Origin of the sequence: Carnobacterium sp. ISL-102 (assembly GCF_018612935.1) — a bacterium.
Taxonomy (GTDB): Bacteria; Bacillota; Bacilli; order Lactobacillales; family Carnobacteriaceae; genus Carnobacterium_B; species Carnobacterium_B alterfunditum.
In genome coordinates, this window is record NZ_JAGGRF010000013.1 from 26,003 (window position 1) to 40,784 (window position 14,782).

At 34.5% G+C, this 14,782-nt stretch carries 16 protein-coding genes and 1 pseudogene; 4 read left to right on the forward strand and 13 right to left on the reverse strand.

Features of this window, described 5'->3' with window-relative positions; translation table 11 throughout:
- Window positions 1-248: 248 nt before the first annotated feature.
- Entirely contained in the window at window positions 249-425 is a 177-nt protein-coding gene (locus tag J7E16_RS07220; protein WP_214890383.1) for a hypothetical protein, read from the reverse strand.
- A gap of 328 nt (window positions 426-753) precedes the next feature.
- Between J7E16_RS07220 and J7E16_RS07225 the strand changes: the two genes are divergently transcribed.
- Window positions 754-1,194, forward strand: coding sequence for an OsmC family protein (locus J7E16_RS07225; protein WP_214890385.1), 441 nt, complete (start codon window positions 754-756; stop codon window positions 1,192-1,194).
- 200 nt (window positions 1,195-1,394) lie between these two features.
- On the opposite strand, the gene J7E16_RS07230 is transcribed toward J7E16_RS07225, so the two are convergent.
- A complete protein-coding gene (locus J7E16_RS07230; RefSeq protein ID WP_214890387.1) occupies window positions 1,395-2,243 on the reverse strand; it encodes an SPFH domain-containing protein in 849 nt (282 codons plus the stop codon).
- Window positions 2,233-2,481 carry a hypothetical protein gene (locus tag J7E16_RS07235; protein WP_214890389.1) on the reverse strand — a complete coding sequence of 83 codons (249 nt, stop codon included), beginning with the start codon at window positions 2,479-2,481 and terminating at the stop codon, window positions 2,233-2,235. The genes J7E16_RS07230 and J7E16_RS07235 overlap by 11 nt, the downstream gene beginning before the upstream one ends.
- 339 nt (window positions 2,482-2,820) lie before the next feature.
- Between J7E16_RS07235 and J7E16_RS07240 the strand changes: the two are divergent.
- From J7E16_RS07240 to J7E16_RS07250, 3 genes and pseudogenes are all read left to right on the forward strand, one after another.
- Window positions 2,821-3,141: pseudogene (locus J7E16_RS07240) on the forward strand (OsmC family protein); the annotation flags it as partial.
- 394 nt (window positions 3,142-3,535) lie between these two features.
- Window positions 3,536-3,883 carry a DUF1475 family protein gene (locus J7E16_RS07245; protein WP_214890391.1) on the forward strand — a complete coding sequence of 116 codons (348 nt, stop codon included), beginning with the start codon at window positions 3,536-3,538 and terminating at the stop codon, window positions 3,881-3,883.
- Window positions 3,870-4,538, forward strand: a complete 669-nt coding sequence (locus J7E16_RS07250) for a DUF3159 domain-containing protein (RefSeq protein ID WP_214890394.1) — start codon at window positions 3,870-3,872, stop codon at window positions 4,536-4,538. Before J7E16_RS07245 ends, J7E16_RS07250 begins: the two co-directional genes overlap by 14 nt.
- Window positions 4,539-5,143: 605 nt before the next feature.
- On the opposite strand, the gene J7E16_RS07255 is transcribed toward J7E16_RS07250, so the two are convergent.
- The 10 genes from J7E16_RS07255 to dhaK all read right to left on the reverse strand — a co-directional run bounded on the left by J7E16_RS07255 (window position 5,144) and on the right by dhaK (window position 14,768).
- The gene (locus tag J7E16_RS07255) at window positions 5,144-5,542 is read right to left on the reverse strand and encodes a DUF2177 family protein (RefSeq protein ID WP_214890397.1); all 399 of its coding nucleotides are present in this window, start codon (window positions 5,540-5,542) and stop codon (window positions 5,144-5,146) included.
- An 11-nt stretch (window positions 5,543-5,553) separates the two neighbouring features.
- Complete coding sequence (locus J7E16_RS07260) at window positions 5,554-7,329, reverse strand: DegV family protein (protein WP_214890400.1); 1,776 nt, start codon at window positions 7,327-7,329, stop codon at window positions 5,554-5,556.
- A gap of 446 nt (window positions 7,330-7,775) precedes the next feature.
- Window positions 7,776-8,651, reverse strand: a complete 876-nt coding sequence (locus J7E16_RS07265; protein ID WP_214890403.1) for a DUF1295 domain-containing protein — start codon at window positions 8,649-8,651, stop codon at window positions 7,776-7,778.
- A 158-nt stretch (window positions 8,652-8,809) separates the two neighbouring features.
- Window positions 8,810-9,616 carry a hypothetical protein gene (locus tag J7E16_RS07270; protein ID WP_214890406.1) on the reverse strand — a complete coding sequence of 269 codons (807 nt, stop codon included), beginning with the start codon at window positions 9,614-9,616 and terminating at the stop codon, window positions 8,810-8,812.
- A gap of 66 nt (window positions 9,617-9,682) precedes the next feature.
- Window positions 9,683-10,471, reverse strand: coding sequence for a GDSL-type esterase/lipase family protein (locus J7E16_RS07275; RefSeq protein WP_214890408.1), 789 nt, complete (start codon window positions 10,469-10,471; stop codon window positions 9,683-9,685).
- A 23-nt stretch (window positions 10,472-10,494) separates the two neighbouring features.
- The gene (locus J7E16_RS07280) at window positions 10,495-11,496 is read right to left on the reverse strand and encodes an ABC transporter permease (RefSeq protein WP_214890411.1); all 1,002 of its coding nucleotides are present in this window, start codon (window positions 11,494-11,496) and stop codon (window positions 10,495-10,497) included.
- 12 nt (window positions 11,497-11,508) lie between these two features.
- A complete protein-coding gene (locus J7E16_RS07285) occupies window positions 11,509-12,420 on the reverse strand; it encodes an ABC transporter ATP-binding protein (protein WP_214890414.1) in 912 nt (303 codons plus the stop codon).
- A gap of 357 nt (window positions 12,421-12,777) precedes the next feature.
- Complete coding sequence (gene dhaM, locus J7E16_RS07290) at window positions 12,778-13,152, reverse strand: dihydroxyacetone kinase phosphoryl donor subunit DhaM (protein WP_214890417.1); 375 nt, start codon at window positions 13,150-13,152, stop codon at window positions 12,778-12,780.
- Entirely contained in the window at window positions 13,149-13,733 is a 585-nt protein-coding gene (gene dhaL, locus J7E16_RS07295; RefSeq protein WP_214890420.1) for a dihydroxyacetone kinase subunit DhaL, read from the reverse strand. Before dhaL ends, dhaM begins: the two co-directional genes overlap by 4 nt.
- A 45-nt stretch (window positions 13,734-13,778) precedes the next feature.
- Window positions 13,779-14,768, reverse strand: a complete 990-nt coding sequence (dhaK, locus tag J7E16_RS07300) for a dihydroxyacetone kinase subunit DhaK (protein WP_214890423.1) — start codon at window positions 14,766-14,768, stop codon at window positions 13,779-13,781.
- Window positions 14,769-14,782: the final 14 nt, after the last annotated feature.

Below are 14,782 nucleotides of genomic sequence, written 5' to 3' on the forward strand. Positions count from 1 at the left end.
CATTGTCTTCATTGAGTCTCATTGCTATGACTATTTAGATTTATTTTTATAATTAGTATAAAAAAACCAACAGCCTAATCAAACGAACAAACTAAACTATATATAATCTACACCATTTGAAAATCCTTTAGCACTTCTTAATACATATGTTAGTAGTGCTAATATCAGTATTACTCAAATTTGCTTCTTCGTTCTCATTTTGATGCTGCATGTCCTTATAAATACTCTATTGTACTATTTTTGTTTTTTTATTTTATTTTCCGTTTGATTCTTTTCATAATTTCATATTTCAAGAACCAAGAAACTGCAATTAAAGTTACCAAACCAAGTAGTTGAATTTCCAATGTTGCTTTTAGCCATAGTTTAGCCGTTATTAAAATGATAAATAGTAAAATACCAATTAAAGTTCCTGTTTCTTTTTTCATACATACCCTCCATAGTGACCATTATATTTTTTAAATTTATTGTTTTTATAGCACCTAAATTAATCGATTTTCAATAATATTGATTGATTTAAGTACCCCACCTAGCAAGGGACATATCACAAAAAAATGTACTAAATAGATGGTTTAAGTAGAGAATCTCAAGTCGATTTCATTATATAACAAAATCAGGAATTCAATTGCACAAAGGATTTTTATTTTTTGAAAAAAATAAAAAATACAAATTTTTCTGTTTCTCATGTGACTACACGGGTAAAAATAACGCTTTCATGATACAATAAAATTATCACATTAAGAGGAGGGTTTTTTTATGGCAAACGAAACATTTCTTGCAGTAGCTCAGTCAATGGGTGGGTTGAAAGTTTCATGTACATCCAGGAATTTTGAATTTATTTTAGATGAACCACAAAAATTAGGTGGATCAAATGAGGGGATGAGTCCGGTTGAAGCTTTATTAGCTTCTCTTGGGGCATGTAAAGTTATTGTAGCTCGGTCTTTTGCTGGAATGCATAGTATACATTTAAATGATATCCGTGTAGAAGTAGAAGGAATATTAGATCCTGATGGTTTTATGGGAAAAAATAAAGAAGCTAAAATAGGCTTTTCTACAATCGTATCTAAATTTTATATTGAAGCTGATAATACTGATGAAGAAATCTCAGATTTTATAGCTTTTATCAATCGTACTTGTCCAGTAGCTGATACCATTGAAAATGCACCTACTATTAAATCAGAAATCCATAAATTATAACCTATGAATTTTTTTAAAAAATTCCTCACATCTTGTACTGCATCCTAGAAGTTAGAAAAATTCTAATTTTCGGGGTGTTTTTTATATAGTTGTGTATCTAAAATACTATTTAACAGTAGCGACCCCCAAAAGTTTAGATTTTACTCTAACTTTTTGAGGTCGCTACTGTTAAAATCTCTTCGGAAATTTTTTTTAAAAGGTTATTCTTTTTCCTCTGTCTCTTGTTCTGGAACATTAATTATCGCTGAAGTGCCTTCTCCTTTAACCAACGGTTCTTTGCCATCCCATTTTTCGATGTACTCTTTTTGCAACAATTCCGGAGAAATAGATTGTTGTAACACTTCGTTTGCTTTAGCTTCACCTTCTGCTTGAATAATACCAGCAGCAGCTTCGCCTTCTGCAACGATCCGTTTTTGTTCAGAGTCTAATTTAGCATTCTCGATTTGTGTTTTCTTTAATTCATTTTCTTGAGAAGCCTTAACACGTGCATCAATACTTTTTTGTGTTTCAGCATCTGCTTCTGGAGTACCAAGCGTCACATCTGTGATGATAAATCCCATATCTTTCACTTCTTCAGCAAATTTATCTGTTATCGCTTGAGAAGCCTCACCGGATTTAGAACCATAAATATCAAGAACGGTATAACCACTCACAACATCGCGAGAGGATTTGTAAAGTTTGTTATACAAGTAACCCTCTTGAATATCTTCTACATTTTGAGAGCCTAACTCTTTAAAGATATTCAGAACTTTTTTCTTATCTACCTGCATTTGGTAACGTACAGACATTTTCAATTTCTTTCCGTCTGTTGTACTTACGGATACACTGTTTTTCATTGTTTGAACACGTATTGGGTACTCAGTTGTTTTCTCCATCAAACCAATTAGATGCCAACCGGCGCTAAGGACTTCCTTGCTCCCACCTGAGGGGGAATAAACAACAGCTACTTTACCTTCATCAACTTTTTCTACAAACAACAAAAATCCAAACACTAATATAATTGCTAAAATAAGACTAATAACTAAATTTTTAATTGCTTTATAACTCATCTTTCTCTTCATCCTTTTCTTGTTTCAAATTTTGTTTCTCTGCTACATGTGCTATGTTCTCTATTACTGAAAATAATTTATTCAATAAAGGCAGGATGATTAAAAAAACGATAACCACAGCAATGATTACGAATACCGCCATTCTTAACATAACGACTACCGCGCTCCTTTCATTTCGCACTTCTATCCAACTAAGTATATAAGATTGATAAAAAACACCAATAATAAATATTCTCACAATGGCAACTTTACATGAAAATTGCTTGCATTTCAATTCAAATATTATAGTAACCTACTCTGATGATAATTCATCCTCGGAATCTAAGCTGATATTAGTTAAAAATTTTATTTAACCTGTTATATATTACAAATTTTCTTGTTTTTCCAGTTAACGAACAAGTAAAAATAACGCTTTCATTATACAATGAGGCTATTAAACTAATAGGAAGTTATTTTTATAGCAAACGAAACATTTCGTGCAGTAGCTAAGTCGATTGGTGGAATGAAAGTTTCATGCACATCGAGGAATTTTGAGTTTATTCTAGATTAACTAAAAAATTTAGGTGGATCAAATGAAGGGATGAATCCGGTTGAAGCTTTATTATCCTCTCTTTGTGCATGTAAAGTTATTGCAGCTCAGCCTTTCGCTAAAGCGCATGATATAAAGTTAAAAGATATCCTTGTAGAATTAGAAGGAATATTAGATCCTGATGGTTTTATGGGGGAAAATAAAGCAGCTAAGATAGGATTTTCTACAATTGTATCTAAATTTTGTATTGAAGCTGATAATACTGATGAAGAAATTTCAGATTTTGTAGCTTTTATCGATCGTACTTGTCCAGTAGCTGATACCATTAAAAATGCGCCTACTACTAAAACAGAAATCCATAAGATATAATCTATGAAATGAAAAAATCCCCCTCATCTTACACTACATCCTAGAAGTTAGAAAAAATCTAATTTTCGGGGTATTTTTTATGAAGTTGGTTATTAACTGAAAAAACAGCTATTTTATATAGTTTCTTTAACTACATACAATTAGAGACAAACGTGTATTTAAGAACTTTCTTTGACAGAGTTCTTTTTCACCTAATTTTATCAAAAAGATAAAAATTGATTTTTTAAAAGGACATCCTATATTTAATACTAACAAATTCTATTTCCCGTTTTTACTGCGCTGAGTATGGTAAAATTAAAGCACTATTAGTGGCGAAAAACCAGCCTTTAGCTGGTAAAGAAATGAATGAAATCAGTAGAATCAAAGAATACTTTATTTAAAGGAGGAAGACAAAATGAAAGCTGCAAAGATCGTTGCGTGGATTTGTTTGTTAGCTATGACAGCTGGATTGGTTAATGCATTTATAAATGGGGATTTTTTAGTTGACGGTGGAGCATTACTCGAAAATCCATGGGGAATCATGTCTATGATCGATTTATACGTAGGATTCACCCTATTTTCAATATGGATCGTCTACCGGGAAAAAACTATGTGGAAAACCATCATCTGGGTTGTCACAATGATGATTTTTGGTTTTTTAATAGGCAGTATTTATGTTTTAAAAGCGCTATATGAATCAAAAGGAGACTGGTCCGTCGCTTTGCATGGCGTACAAAGGAGTGTTAGTGATGGAGAAGATTAGAGAATGGGTAGAACAACTTTCACTTGTATTTGAGAAGAAAACAATCGATGCTCTCTTCCCCCCTTTAATATTTTTTCTAGCTAATCAGTTCCTGTCTCTTGAGATTGCTAGTGGGGTAACTCTTCTTTATCTTCTACTCCTTATCCTTTATAGGATTATCAAAGGACATACAAAAAAATACGTTCTAGTTGGCGTAGGAGGTGTCCTGCTTTCTATTGGATTTAGTTTATTATCTGGAGATGCAATCAATTATTATCTTCCTGGCTTAATTACAACAGGCCTGATTGTCATTGCATGTGTTGTGTCTCTTGTCATTCACCGTCCAATGGCCGCTTTGTTGAGTCATTTAACCAGAGGATGGCCAATCGAATGGTACTTACGAGACGATATTCGTCCAGCCTATCGAAACGTCACGATCATGTGGGCCGTTTACTTTATGCTCCGACTGATCATACAAGTTCCACTATTTTTAATGGGCGAATTCTCGCTTTACTTTTATATCAATTCTATTTTGGGTTGGCCGATGAATATAGTTCTCCTTATTTCCACTTATGTATTAGGAATTAAAGGTCTGAGAAAATTATCAGGCCCAAGCGTTGAAGAATTTTTAAACGGAAAAAAGCCTCCTTTTGAAGGTCAGAAAAAAGGGTTTTAACATAAGCTCCATATTAAAAGCACGTATCTCTTAAGAGACACGTGCTTTTTTAGGCTGTATAATTTTTGGTGTTATTAAATCAGTTGATCACTTACTTGGAATTTCTGACGGAATAGGGTTTGCTTGTAGCCGTGTAAAGGATTCAATGTGAATTACACGGCGTTAGCGCTTCAGCGATTACGCCCTGTTTGAAGCTTGAAAACCGGAAGACTTTCTCTTTAGGCTTCAGGTGTTCCCATGGCTCTCCACAAGCAAAACCGTTATTCCAGAAGAAATTTCTTTTTTGAAACATTATAAGTCACTATTTTTAGTATTAATAGATCAGTTGATCATTCACCTGAAATTTTTGGCGAAATAGGGTTTGCTTGTAGCCTAAAATGAAGCACTGTGGGCAAATAACGCCCAAGTGTATCATGTTTGTAAGCTGCTAAAGCAGTAACAACCATGACAACTTTCTTTTAGGCTTCAGGCGTTCCCATGGCCCCACAAGCAAACCCGTCCATTCCAGAAGAAATTTCTTTTGAAACACCAATCCTATTTGACCCAGAACCCATATTAAAAACACGTATCTTAAAAGATACGTGCTTTTTTGATTACTTCTTTTATTAAAGCATAGCAGAAAAATAATAACTAATAATTGATACGAGTCCACCTAAAGTTGTACCCCAAATCAAATCGATAATAGTAATTTTTAATGGCCATTTATCAAGCGTTGCTAAATTGGTTAGATCATAAGTTGCATAAGTAATAAAACCAAAGAACATCCCTCTTAGCAGTGCTTCAAGCATGCTTTCTGACAATAAAGCTGGATCAATAACAAAGAATACCAAACCAAGGACAAAAATCATATAAAATATGATAGCTGCTACCCAATTAGGTTTATCTTTCATAATAAAGCCAATTTGATCTTTGTATAACTTATTGGCAATTAGAGCTAACCAAATTATATCAATCAAGAAAAATACAGCAAGTGTGATCATGTAAATAATAACATATTCCATCATTAGATAACCTCCTATTTAGTAATATAAGCAACTGCAACGGCACCAACACCAGCACCTAATGCGATCACACCGGAACTATTCGTAATGTATTCTGGTTCTTTATTTAATGTATTATTCAGTGCATCAGCAAATTCTTTCCCTAACTGAGGATCATCTACATATGTAACAGCGTAGTGTTCGATCCCTTTTGTTTCGTTGATATGTTTCATGTGTTTCAGGATTTTTTTAAGTGCTCTGTTGGGGTCAAAAGCAATCTTAAAAATCTTACCTTCACCTTTTTCATCCAAGGTGATAATCGGTTTTAACCCTACTTTCTTGGCGATCCCACCTGCGCGCACACTTAATCTCCCTGAAGCAATCATATTATCCAATGTATTGATTTTAACCAATATTTTAGACTGGCTTATCGATTGTGCTGCAGCTGACAAAATCTCATCAACTGATTTATCAGCTCTTAAGTTCTCAATCGCTTGCCAAACGATTAATCCTTCCGCAACGGAATTTTGTTTCGTATCTATGATATGGATCGCTTGCTTGTTCTCATTGAACTTTTCAGCAGCTTTTGAAAAAACATTATAGGTCCCGCTTAATGCTTGTGCAACGGAGAAAACCACAACATTCTCATAATAAGACAATAAATAATGATAAGTATTTTCGATACTCTTGATTGTTGGTTGTGATGAAGTTGGGTGGATATTTTTTGCCTTAGCTATATCAAAAAGTTTTTCATTAGTAACTGTTAACTTATCGATATACGATTCCTCTCCGACCAACAGCGATATATGGACCACATGAACTTGTGCGTCATCAATCAACTCTTTTGGTAAGTCTGCGATCGAATCAGTCATAATAACAGTCTTGTATTTTCGATTGTGGATCCGGTCATACTGTTGAACCATATCATCGACCTTCTGTTCAATGATCTTTCCATGCCCTGAAAGACGTTCAAACAATTCGGCTGGATCATTAGTATGGATGTGTAATCTAGTTTTCTTTTTCCCTTTAACTTGAACGATCGAATCACCAATATCAGATATGAGACCTTTTAAATCAGCAACATCTGACCTCTGCTCAATTAAAGCTTCAGTACAATACCGATAACGATAGTCACCATTATCATAATCATGCTGTTCGATTGCTGGAATAATTTCTTCTATTTCTGTGATTTCCTTTGAAATCAAACGCCCTTGAATGCCATCTAAAAAGCCTTTGATAAAGTACGCAAATCCTTTAGCCCCTGAATCAACGACAAATGATTTCTTTAGAACTTTTAACTGATCAGTTGTGTTTTCAACTGCATCCTCCACCTTTTTTAAAGCTGTTTCAAGTAGTGTATCAAAGGTTTCATGACTGCTTAGTTCTTTGCTTAAAGCATCATAAAAGACGGTCATGGTGGTTAACATTGTCCCTTCAACAGGATTTTCTACTGCTTGATAGGCATATTCCATCCCGTTTTTACTTGCCAAAACAAAAGCTTCTTTTGTAATGACTTTTTCTGCCGTTATCCCTTCGCTAAATCCTTGAAAGTATTGGGCAAAAATCAAACCCGAATTCCCTCTTGCTCCAATAATAGCTGAATCTGCAATAGACTCTAAGGTTGTCTTTGTATTTTCTTTTAATTCTGAATGGTAAACAATGCTGTTCATAGTAGAGAAGAGATTACTTCCTGTATCCCCATCAGCTACTGGAAAGACATTAATGTTATTTAAGAACAAACGGTTGTTCATGACCTCTTTTGCACCATTGATCAAGCTGTTATATAATTCGTCGTGTGTTATTGTATCCATAATTGTCCCCTATCTTTTTGTTACAGTCAGATCAGTCAATTACACTTTGATATACGTTGCGTCCATACAATAATTTAAAATCACTTTTTGCTTACCCTGTTGCTTTAACTAAGAGTTGATTCCCTATACTATAAGCAACTAAATAGCTCTATTAAGAAATTTGTATAGGTCTAACTATCTGACGAACGTAACAAAATGGTTAAATGAGTTTAGTGTACATATCTACATAAATTGTACACTAAAATGTATAAGTCTGTCATTAAAACTGACTGATTTATACATTTAAAAAATCAAATTGGTTTAATTTGATTATGTGGTTCTCTTCTAAATAGATACAAAATTAATTATCATAAAAAACCATGTGCGAGGAGTAACTACCACCTTCCCCACACACAGCCTCATAAACTTCATTTAGTAAACTATTTTTAACGATCAACTATACTATATTATTTTTTAGTGAAAGGAAAAAGCATTGGAACTCTTTTGGTATAGTCTTCCCATCCATCGTATTTCTCCATATTCTTCTCTAGCAATGGAGTTGATACTTTGATTAATACAGTGCTCATTAAAATAGGTGAGATCACTAATAACATATAATAAAACGGGTTGATAGAATTAGTAAAGAACAATGTAATACCACTAGCATATAATCCAATCCAAATTATGATCTCGCCAAAATAGTTTGGATGGCGTGTGATTGACCACAATCCTGATTGTAGAAGGGAATGTGTTTTTTTATTGATGTGTCGTCTTAGTTGTTCATCACCAACTACTTCAAAGAACAATCCTACTAGTGAAATGAACAATGCCGCATAAACGAAATAGCGGTGAGCTGAATCAAAACTAAATTCGTTGTATTTGATTACCACATAGCTTGCAGATCCAACAATAAAGTTAATAATGCCTTGGATCATGAACACTCTGAAAAAGGCGATGATGACTACTTGATCACCCCACTCTTCGCGCCACTGTGCGTATCTGAAATCTTCGGGTTTACCATAATTTCTTTTTAATAAACGGAATGATAACCTAAGACCCCACACACTAATAAATCCAACTATAGCATATGATAAAACTGTGGGCTCCTCAGTGACAAATAATGTGAGCCAACTTCCCACAACGAAACCCATTCCCCAACCGATATCGACGATCGAATTGTTTTTAATCACTGTTGCGATAATAAAGATGATCGTAAAATAAACAAAGGTAAAAATTAATGGAACAAGTAGTCCGTCCAAACCTATATTCGTGAATCCTTGTGTTGCTATTGCTAATGTTGCTAAAAATAATAGCGTATAAATTAAAATTCTTTTCTTATCCATATTCCACCTCTTTCAAATTTTTATCCATCGTGTCATACCAAAAAAAACAAAATAATTTAGCTAGTCCCTTCCATAAGGGATAATAGTTTTATTATACACTAATATATAATAAGTAATCGAGACAAATTTTTAAACTTAGTCCCAAATTTATCATCCTTTTAATTAGAACGATTTCTATTTAGGATTTTAGATCCAATAAAGTAAATAATTACACCTGAGATAGCTGATAAGTAGATAATTAAATTGTTGAGACTTGCGCCCCCAAAGAAAAACAGTAAAAGAACGGTCGCGCTATACAAAATTTGACTTGCTAATTGTTTAGATCTATTTACTTTTTTGCCTCTATCATCTTCGGTTTCATCTTTTGATAAAAACCAAAACGCTATAAGAGAAAGACCTATTAAAACGATTAAAAATAAGGATACAGTATTTGAATAATCTATCCTATTGAATGATAAATAATTTATAAAAAAACGATCTACTGCAATAACTCCTATACTGATTGCACTAGCTACCAATGCTTCTCTCGTTTTTGCTCCAGCTTTTATGCTAAAGGCCATGGCTAAAATAAATACCATTAAGTATATACTGTTTCCGTTATTTAAAGATAGGTAAGTAGTAAGTCCTAGCACTGAAAATATATCAAACGTGGTCAACTCTTTTCCTGTAATTCCATTTACGATCCTCATAAGTACAAGTATCCAAACAACTACTAAAAGCTGAACAGTTTCATAATAAAGTAAATTTAAAAGTGAAAATGCAGCAGCTAGAAATGCTGCATACTCATGTTTTGGATCAAGTTCTCTAACGAGCGCCCACGTTAAAAACACTCCAAAACCGATATAAACACCTGATAAAACATTTCTGGTCAACATCCATCCAATAGCAGCTGTTAATACTGATGATAATGCTATCATCTGATTTGTTTTATAACTAAAATCCATATTCCTTCCCAATGTAAACATACATCCACTCCTTAATGGATACATTATACCCTAATTTTAGATAACTAATAAACCATTGCCTCGGCTCTATTTTAATATTCGATCCAGTTCTTCTGCTATTACTTGATACCCTGAACCATTTGGATGAAATTCATCTGGAGAGAGATAGTCGGTTAAATGGTATTTAAACAATTCGTAAGTCGGTACATAGGCAAATTTAACATCTGAATCGACGATTAAACGCGTTTCATAGTTCCATTCTAAAAGTAATCTAGTTTTTTCTGGTTCCTCTTTGCTGTACGGATCGTATAAACCAATCAACGCTAGCTGTGCATCTGGATTGATGGCTCTGACCTCTTTTATGATAAGCGCTAGATTTTCTTTGTAATTTTTGAGTGCTTCTTCAAACGCAAGTGTTAAAGAGACACTGTCTTCATACTCTAAGCGATTTAAATCGTTTCCTCCAATTGAAATAATGATCAAATTTGCCTTTGAAATACTAGCTTTATTCTCGGCACTTTTAATCAAATTTACGAGTTCATTACTTTCATAGCTTGGTACTGAAATATTCGTGATAGTTCTTTTATTCTCATCTTCCTCATCAATCAAATCGAGGTATCTTTTTCCGATACCTAAATTTTCTTCATCCCCTACCCCAAATCCGATCGAGTCGCCAAGGATGAGTATTTCAGAAGCATCCTCTGAGATACTCTCTTCTTCTTCTGGTTTAATGGTTAAGCTTTCCAACTGTTGTTCTGTAGGAACACTCTTTTCACTCTTACTTACAACTATAGAGGCAATAAAACCTGTTATAAATACAATCGATAAACCTATTGAAATCACTAATAACAGTGGCCATATCACTTTTTTATACATAGTTATGCTCCTTAATAGTCGATTTAAACTAAAACATCTTTGCGATTAAAGACTGTAAAACTTATTACCAATGATAACACCGCCCAAGCACTTAATGTAAGAATCGAAAAGTTTAAACTCATTCCTTCAATCGGCTGATAGGACCCCGTTAAATATCGAGTAAGATCTAAATTTGTCACAAAAAAATACTTGACTAATTTCCATTCAGATAAGAAAAACTGTAAAAATTGTCCACCAATTAAAGCTGCCATCAATATACCTATAGCTGACGAGCTATTATCAACTAACACTGAGATCATCAGCGTTATCGAGGCTATCACGATAGACACAAACCACAACAACGAATATATCAATAAAGTGTATTGAAAGCGGGAGATCAATATCGTTGAATTTGAATTCAATTCACCCTCAACTAAATTAAACCCGGTTACTATAGGTTCACTAAATCCCCATTGTTGAAAAAACAAATAGGATACTAAAGTAGCTAGGACAGCAATAATGAACACTAGAATCGTAGTCATAATTATGAGCGCTATATACTTACTCAATAATATTTTCCATCTGGGTACTGCTCTCGTGAGTAAAATTTTAATGGTTTTTTTAGAGAATTCATTTGAAACTAAATCTGCAGCTAAAATCACAATAAGCAGCGGTATAAATAACGTGATCCCTTGTTCGACAAATTGAACATTAAATTTAGACGCTGTAGGCGTTATAGGGTTGATATCATTCTCAATAAAATAATTCAATTGCTGAATTTCTCGATCGATTGATGCTCTGACTTCTTTTGGTATGAATTCATTATTACTCCGTTCTTCAAGATCATCGAGTCGTTGGGTAGTCAAGGCTTTCCAATCGTATGCTACACCACCAGATTCCGCTTCAAATTTTTTTATATTATTATCATAAGAATATTTTTGTCCATATGAAAGCAAACTCACAAAAATTAGAAGTAACATAACGATTAGGAGCATTTTTTTCTTTAATAAAATTTTTATTATCTCATTTTGTGTTAACGAAATCATGCTATCACACCTTTATCCGATTTTATGTTTATCTGTAAGGGTTAAAAATAAATCTTCTAACGTTCTCTTTTTATTTTCAACATATTTGATTTCTATCCCCGAATTGAATAAAGCTTTATTTATTTCCGAAAGCCTTTCTACGCTAGCTAATGCTGTTACATTTTTCGCATCAATAGCTGAATCGATAGCAAACTTATTTTTAAGGACGGATTGAGTCTTTTTGGGATCATCTACTGTCCAAACAACTTCACCTGTAGTTAAAATTTCATCGATTGCTGCATTTCTAATAATGCTTCCGTCATCTATGATACTGACTCGATCACACATCAATTGAACTTCACTAATGAGATGCGAAGAAATCAACACTGAAATACCTTTTTCTTTAGCCAATTTTTTTACGATTTCTCTAAACTCATGTATGCCTTGAGGATCAAGTCCGTTTGTAGGCTCATCCAAAATCAATAGTTTGGGTTTATGGATCAGTGCTTGAGCTAACCCGATTCTTTGTTTCATCCCCATTGAATAAACCTCAACTTTATCATGGATCCGATTTTCCATACCGACTAATTCTATAGCATCATCGATATCTTTTTTAGTAACTCCTTTTGACATACTACCTAATATTTCAAGATTCCTATACCCGCTCATATAATCATAAAGATCAGGACCTTCAATGATACAACCTACATTAGACATAGCTTTTACAAAGTCTTTTTTGATGGAATACCCACAGACTTTTATATCTCCGGATGTCGGCTTTGATAAGCCTACGATCATCCTTAAAGTTGTTGTTTTTCCAGATCCATTGGGTCCTAAAAAACCTAATATTTCCCCCTGTTTGATATCAAAACTGACATCTTTTATAATTAGCTTTTTCTTGATTCGTTTGGTTATATTTGAAACTTTCAATACCGATGTCTCCATAATAAACCTCTTTTCAAAGATTATTTTATCCCGGTGAGTTTTCGTCAATTTCTTTTTAGATCAGACTACTTCGTCGCTTTTCTTTCACTGTTTGGATGCAATACGATATCCTGAAAACAGTTGGAATTTCTGATCAAACAAGCGACCGCTATTCTTCACCTACGTTAGTTGATTTAAAATCAAATAAAGTAGTAGTATAGATTCCATCCTTATGGTTTCTATACTACTACTCTTACTACAATTTGTATCTTTTTAAGTCTGGTATCTTAAAAAATCGACTTTTATGCTTCGAATATTTGTTGTTGCAATTTAATAATTTTTTTTACTCATTCTAGCATTAGATTTACGTTGATTTTTTTACTTATTGATGTGTAATTCTTTTAATTGCTGTTCAACGGCCTCTTGAGTTACACCGGCTTGTAAGAGCGCTGCTGCAGTATAAGCCCCTTCAACTATCGGCACATCGTAAATAGTGATCGATTTATCACTAAGCTCTTTCACCATATCCAAATTCATCTTGGCACTGCCTAAATCATAAAAGGCAAGTAAATTGTCCGATGGATGTTTGTCGATAACTTCAAGAATACTATCAAAACTTGTCCCGATTTCAGTTTCAGATAGGCCTCCAATCACTTTAATATCAACATCGCTAGCGACTTCTTGAAGTAATCGGTCGATTCCTTTTGCAATCTCATATACGTGGGAGATTATAATAATACCAGTTTTTGTCATTGTTCAGCCTCCGCTTCTAGCATAGCGTGAAATAGTAAAGCAGAGGAATAAGCACCTGGATCAATATGTCCAATGGAGCGTTCACCTACATATGAAGCACGCCCTTTTTTAGCTTTTAATGGTTTCGTTGCTTCAACGGACCCATCAATAACTTCATCGGTTAATTGCTCGTTTTCTGCTGCCTGAACAACTGGTGCCCAAACATCGATCATCGTCTTATCGCCAACTTCGGCTTTTCCACGTTTTTGGATGCTCTCTAATCCACCCTGTAGCACTTTGCTCCATGATGATCTATCTCCTTGATATGTTTTCAGCATACCCATAAAAGCTGAACCATATAGTGGACCTGATGCGCCCCCTACTTTGCTTAATAAAGTAGTCGTAACCAGCTTTAACAGCTCTTCGAGTGAATCAGGAGATTGTGTGTCGATTGCTTCGACAACATGAGCCATGCCTCGTGACATATTATTGCCATGATCGCTATCCCCAATCGGTGTGTCTAGCTGCGTGAGATAATCTTTTTCTTGTTGGATCTTCTCGTTAAATAATTCCATCCAACGAATTCCTATTTGTATATCCATTATGGGTTTGGCCTCTTTCGTATAACCTATAATCTGTCAACGTGCTTACCAGCTTATAGTTGTAACTGGTGCGTTTAATGCTTCAATATAAAAATCATTTTCTAAATAGAGTAAAGTCAATGACAATCCTTGCATTTCAAGTGACGTCATATAGTTACCTATTTTGTAATAGTCCACAGACAATTTACGTTCATCCATAAGCTGCTGTACATCATTTGTAAAAACATATTGTTCCATTAACGGCGTTCCACCTAGTCCGTTAACGATTACCGCAAATCGGTCTGATGGTTTAACCTCAAAATCGTTGACTAATTTCGTCAATAACTCATTTGCAAGGTTGTGAGATGTTTGCAATTTTTCCCTGCGATAGCCAGGTTCACCGTGGATCCCTACTCCGTATTCAATCTCATCTTCAGCTAAAACAAAGCTTGGTTGAGTGCTACCTGGTGTAGTTACGCCAGTCAGTGCGAGCCCGATGGATTTGATATTCGGAATTAAGTTGTCAGCTAATTCTTTGATTTCTGTGATCGACTTTCCTTGTTGTGCTGCGTAGCCTACTATTTTGTGGACGAGAATCGTTCCGGCTACTCCACGTTTTCCTTGAGTGTACAAGCTGTCTTCAACAGCAATATCATCATCTACAACAACACTTGCGACTTCAATTCCTTCCATTTCAGCCAATTCTTGAGCCATTTCAAAATTCATGATATCTCCAGAATAATTCTTGATTATCATGAATACACCGGCACCTTCATTGGCTGCCTTAATGGCTTCTAAAATTTGATCTGGCGTTGGGGAAGTAAACACTGCTCCGCAGACAGCAGCAGATAACATACCTTCACCGACAAACCCAGCATGAGCGGGTTCATGTCCGCTCCCACCTCCAGAAATAATAGCTACTTTTCCTGATTTTTCTGTTTTACGTTGGATGATGCCAGTCTCTGGTATTCTTTGGATCAACTCAGAATGGCCTACGATCATGCCTTGTAACATTTCGTCAACTATATTATTCGGGTCGTTTACAATTTTTTTCATCAGTTCCCATCCTT

Coding starts and splice junctions, on each gene's coding strand:
- J7E16_RS07255 (WP_214890397.1), bottom strand. CDS start 5,542: ATGATGGAATATGTTATTATTTACATGATCACACTTGCTGTATTTTTC.
- J7E16_RS07220 (WP_214890383.1), bottom strand. CDS start 425: ATGAAAAAAGAAACAGGAACTTTAATTGGTATTTTACTATTTATCATT.
- J7E16_RS07225 (WP_214890385.1), top strand. CDS start 754: ATGGCAAACGAAACATTTCTTGCAGTAGCTCAGTCAATGGGTGGGTTG.
- J7E16_RS07275 (WP_214890408.1), bottom strand. CDS start 10,471: ATGTATAAAAAAGTGATATGGCCACTGTTATTAGTGATTTCAATAGGT.
- J7E16_RS07245 (WP_214890391.1), top strand. CDS start 3,536: ATGAAAGCTGCAAAGATCGTTGCGTGGATTTGTTTGTTAGCTATGACA.
- J7E16_RS07270 (WP_214890406.1), bottom strand. CDS start 9,616: ATGTTTACATTGGGAAGGAATATGGATTTTAGTTATAAAACAAATCAG.
- dhaL (WP_214890420.1), bottom strand. CDS start 13,733: ATGGATATACAAATAGGAATTCGTTGGATGGAATTATTTAACGAGAAG.
- J7E16_RS07265 (WP_214890403.1), bottom strand. CDS start 8,651: ATGGATAAGAAAAGAATTTTAATTTATACGCTATTATTTTTAGCAACA.
- dhaM (WP_214890417.1), bottom strand. CDS start 13,152: ATGACAAAAACTGGTATTATTATAATCTCCCACGTATATGAGATTGCA.
- J7E16_RS07260 (WP_214890400.1), bottom strand. CDS start 7,329: ATGGATACAATAACACACGACGAATTATATAACAGCTTGATCAATGGT.
- J7E16_RS07280 (WP_214890411.1), bottom strand. CDS start 11,496: ATGATTTCGTTAACACAAAATGAGATAATAAAAATTTTATTAAAGAAA.
- J7E16_RS07285 (WP_214890414.1), bottom strand. CDS start 12,420: ATGGAGACATCGGTATTGAAAGTTTCAAATATAACCAAACGAATCAAG.
- J7E16_RS07250 (WP_214890394.1), top strand. CDS start 3,870: ATGGAGAAGATTAGAGAATGGGTAGAACAACTTTCACTTGTATTTGAG.
- J7E16_RS07230 (WP_214890387.1), bottom strand. CDS start 2,243: ATGAGTTATAAAGCAATTAAAAATTTAGTTATTAGTCTTATTTTAGCA.
- dhaK (WP_214890423.1), bottom strand. CDS start 14,768: ATGAAAAAAATTGTAAACGACCCGAATAATATAGTTGACGAAATGTTA.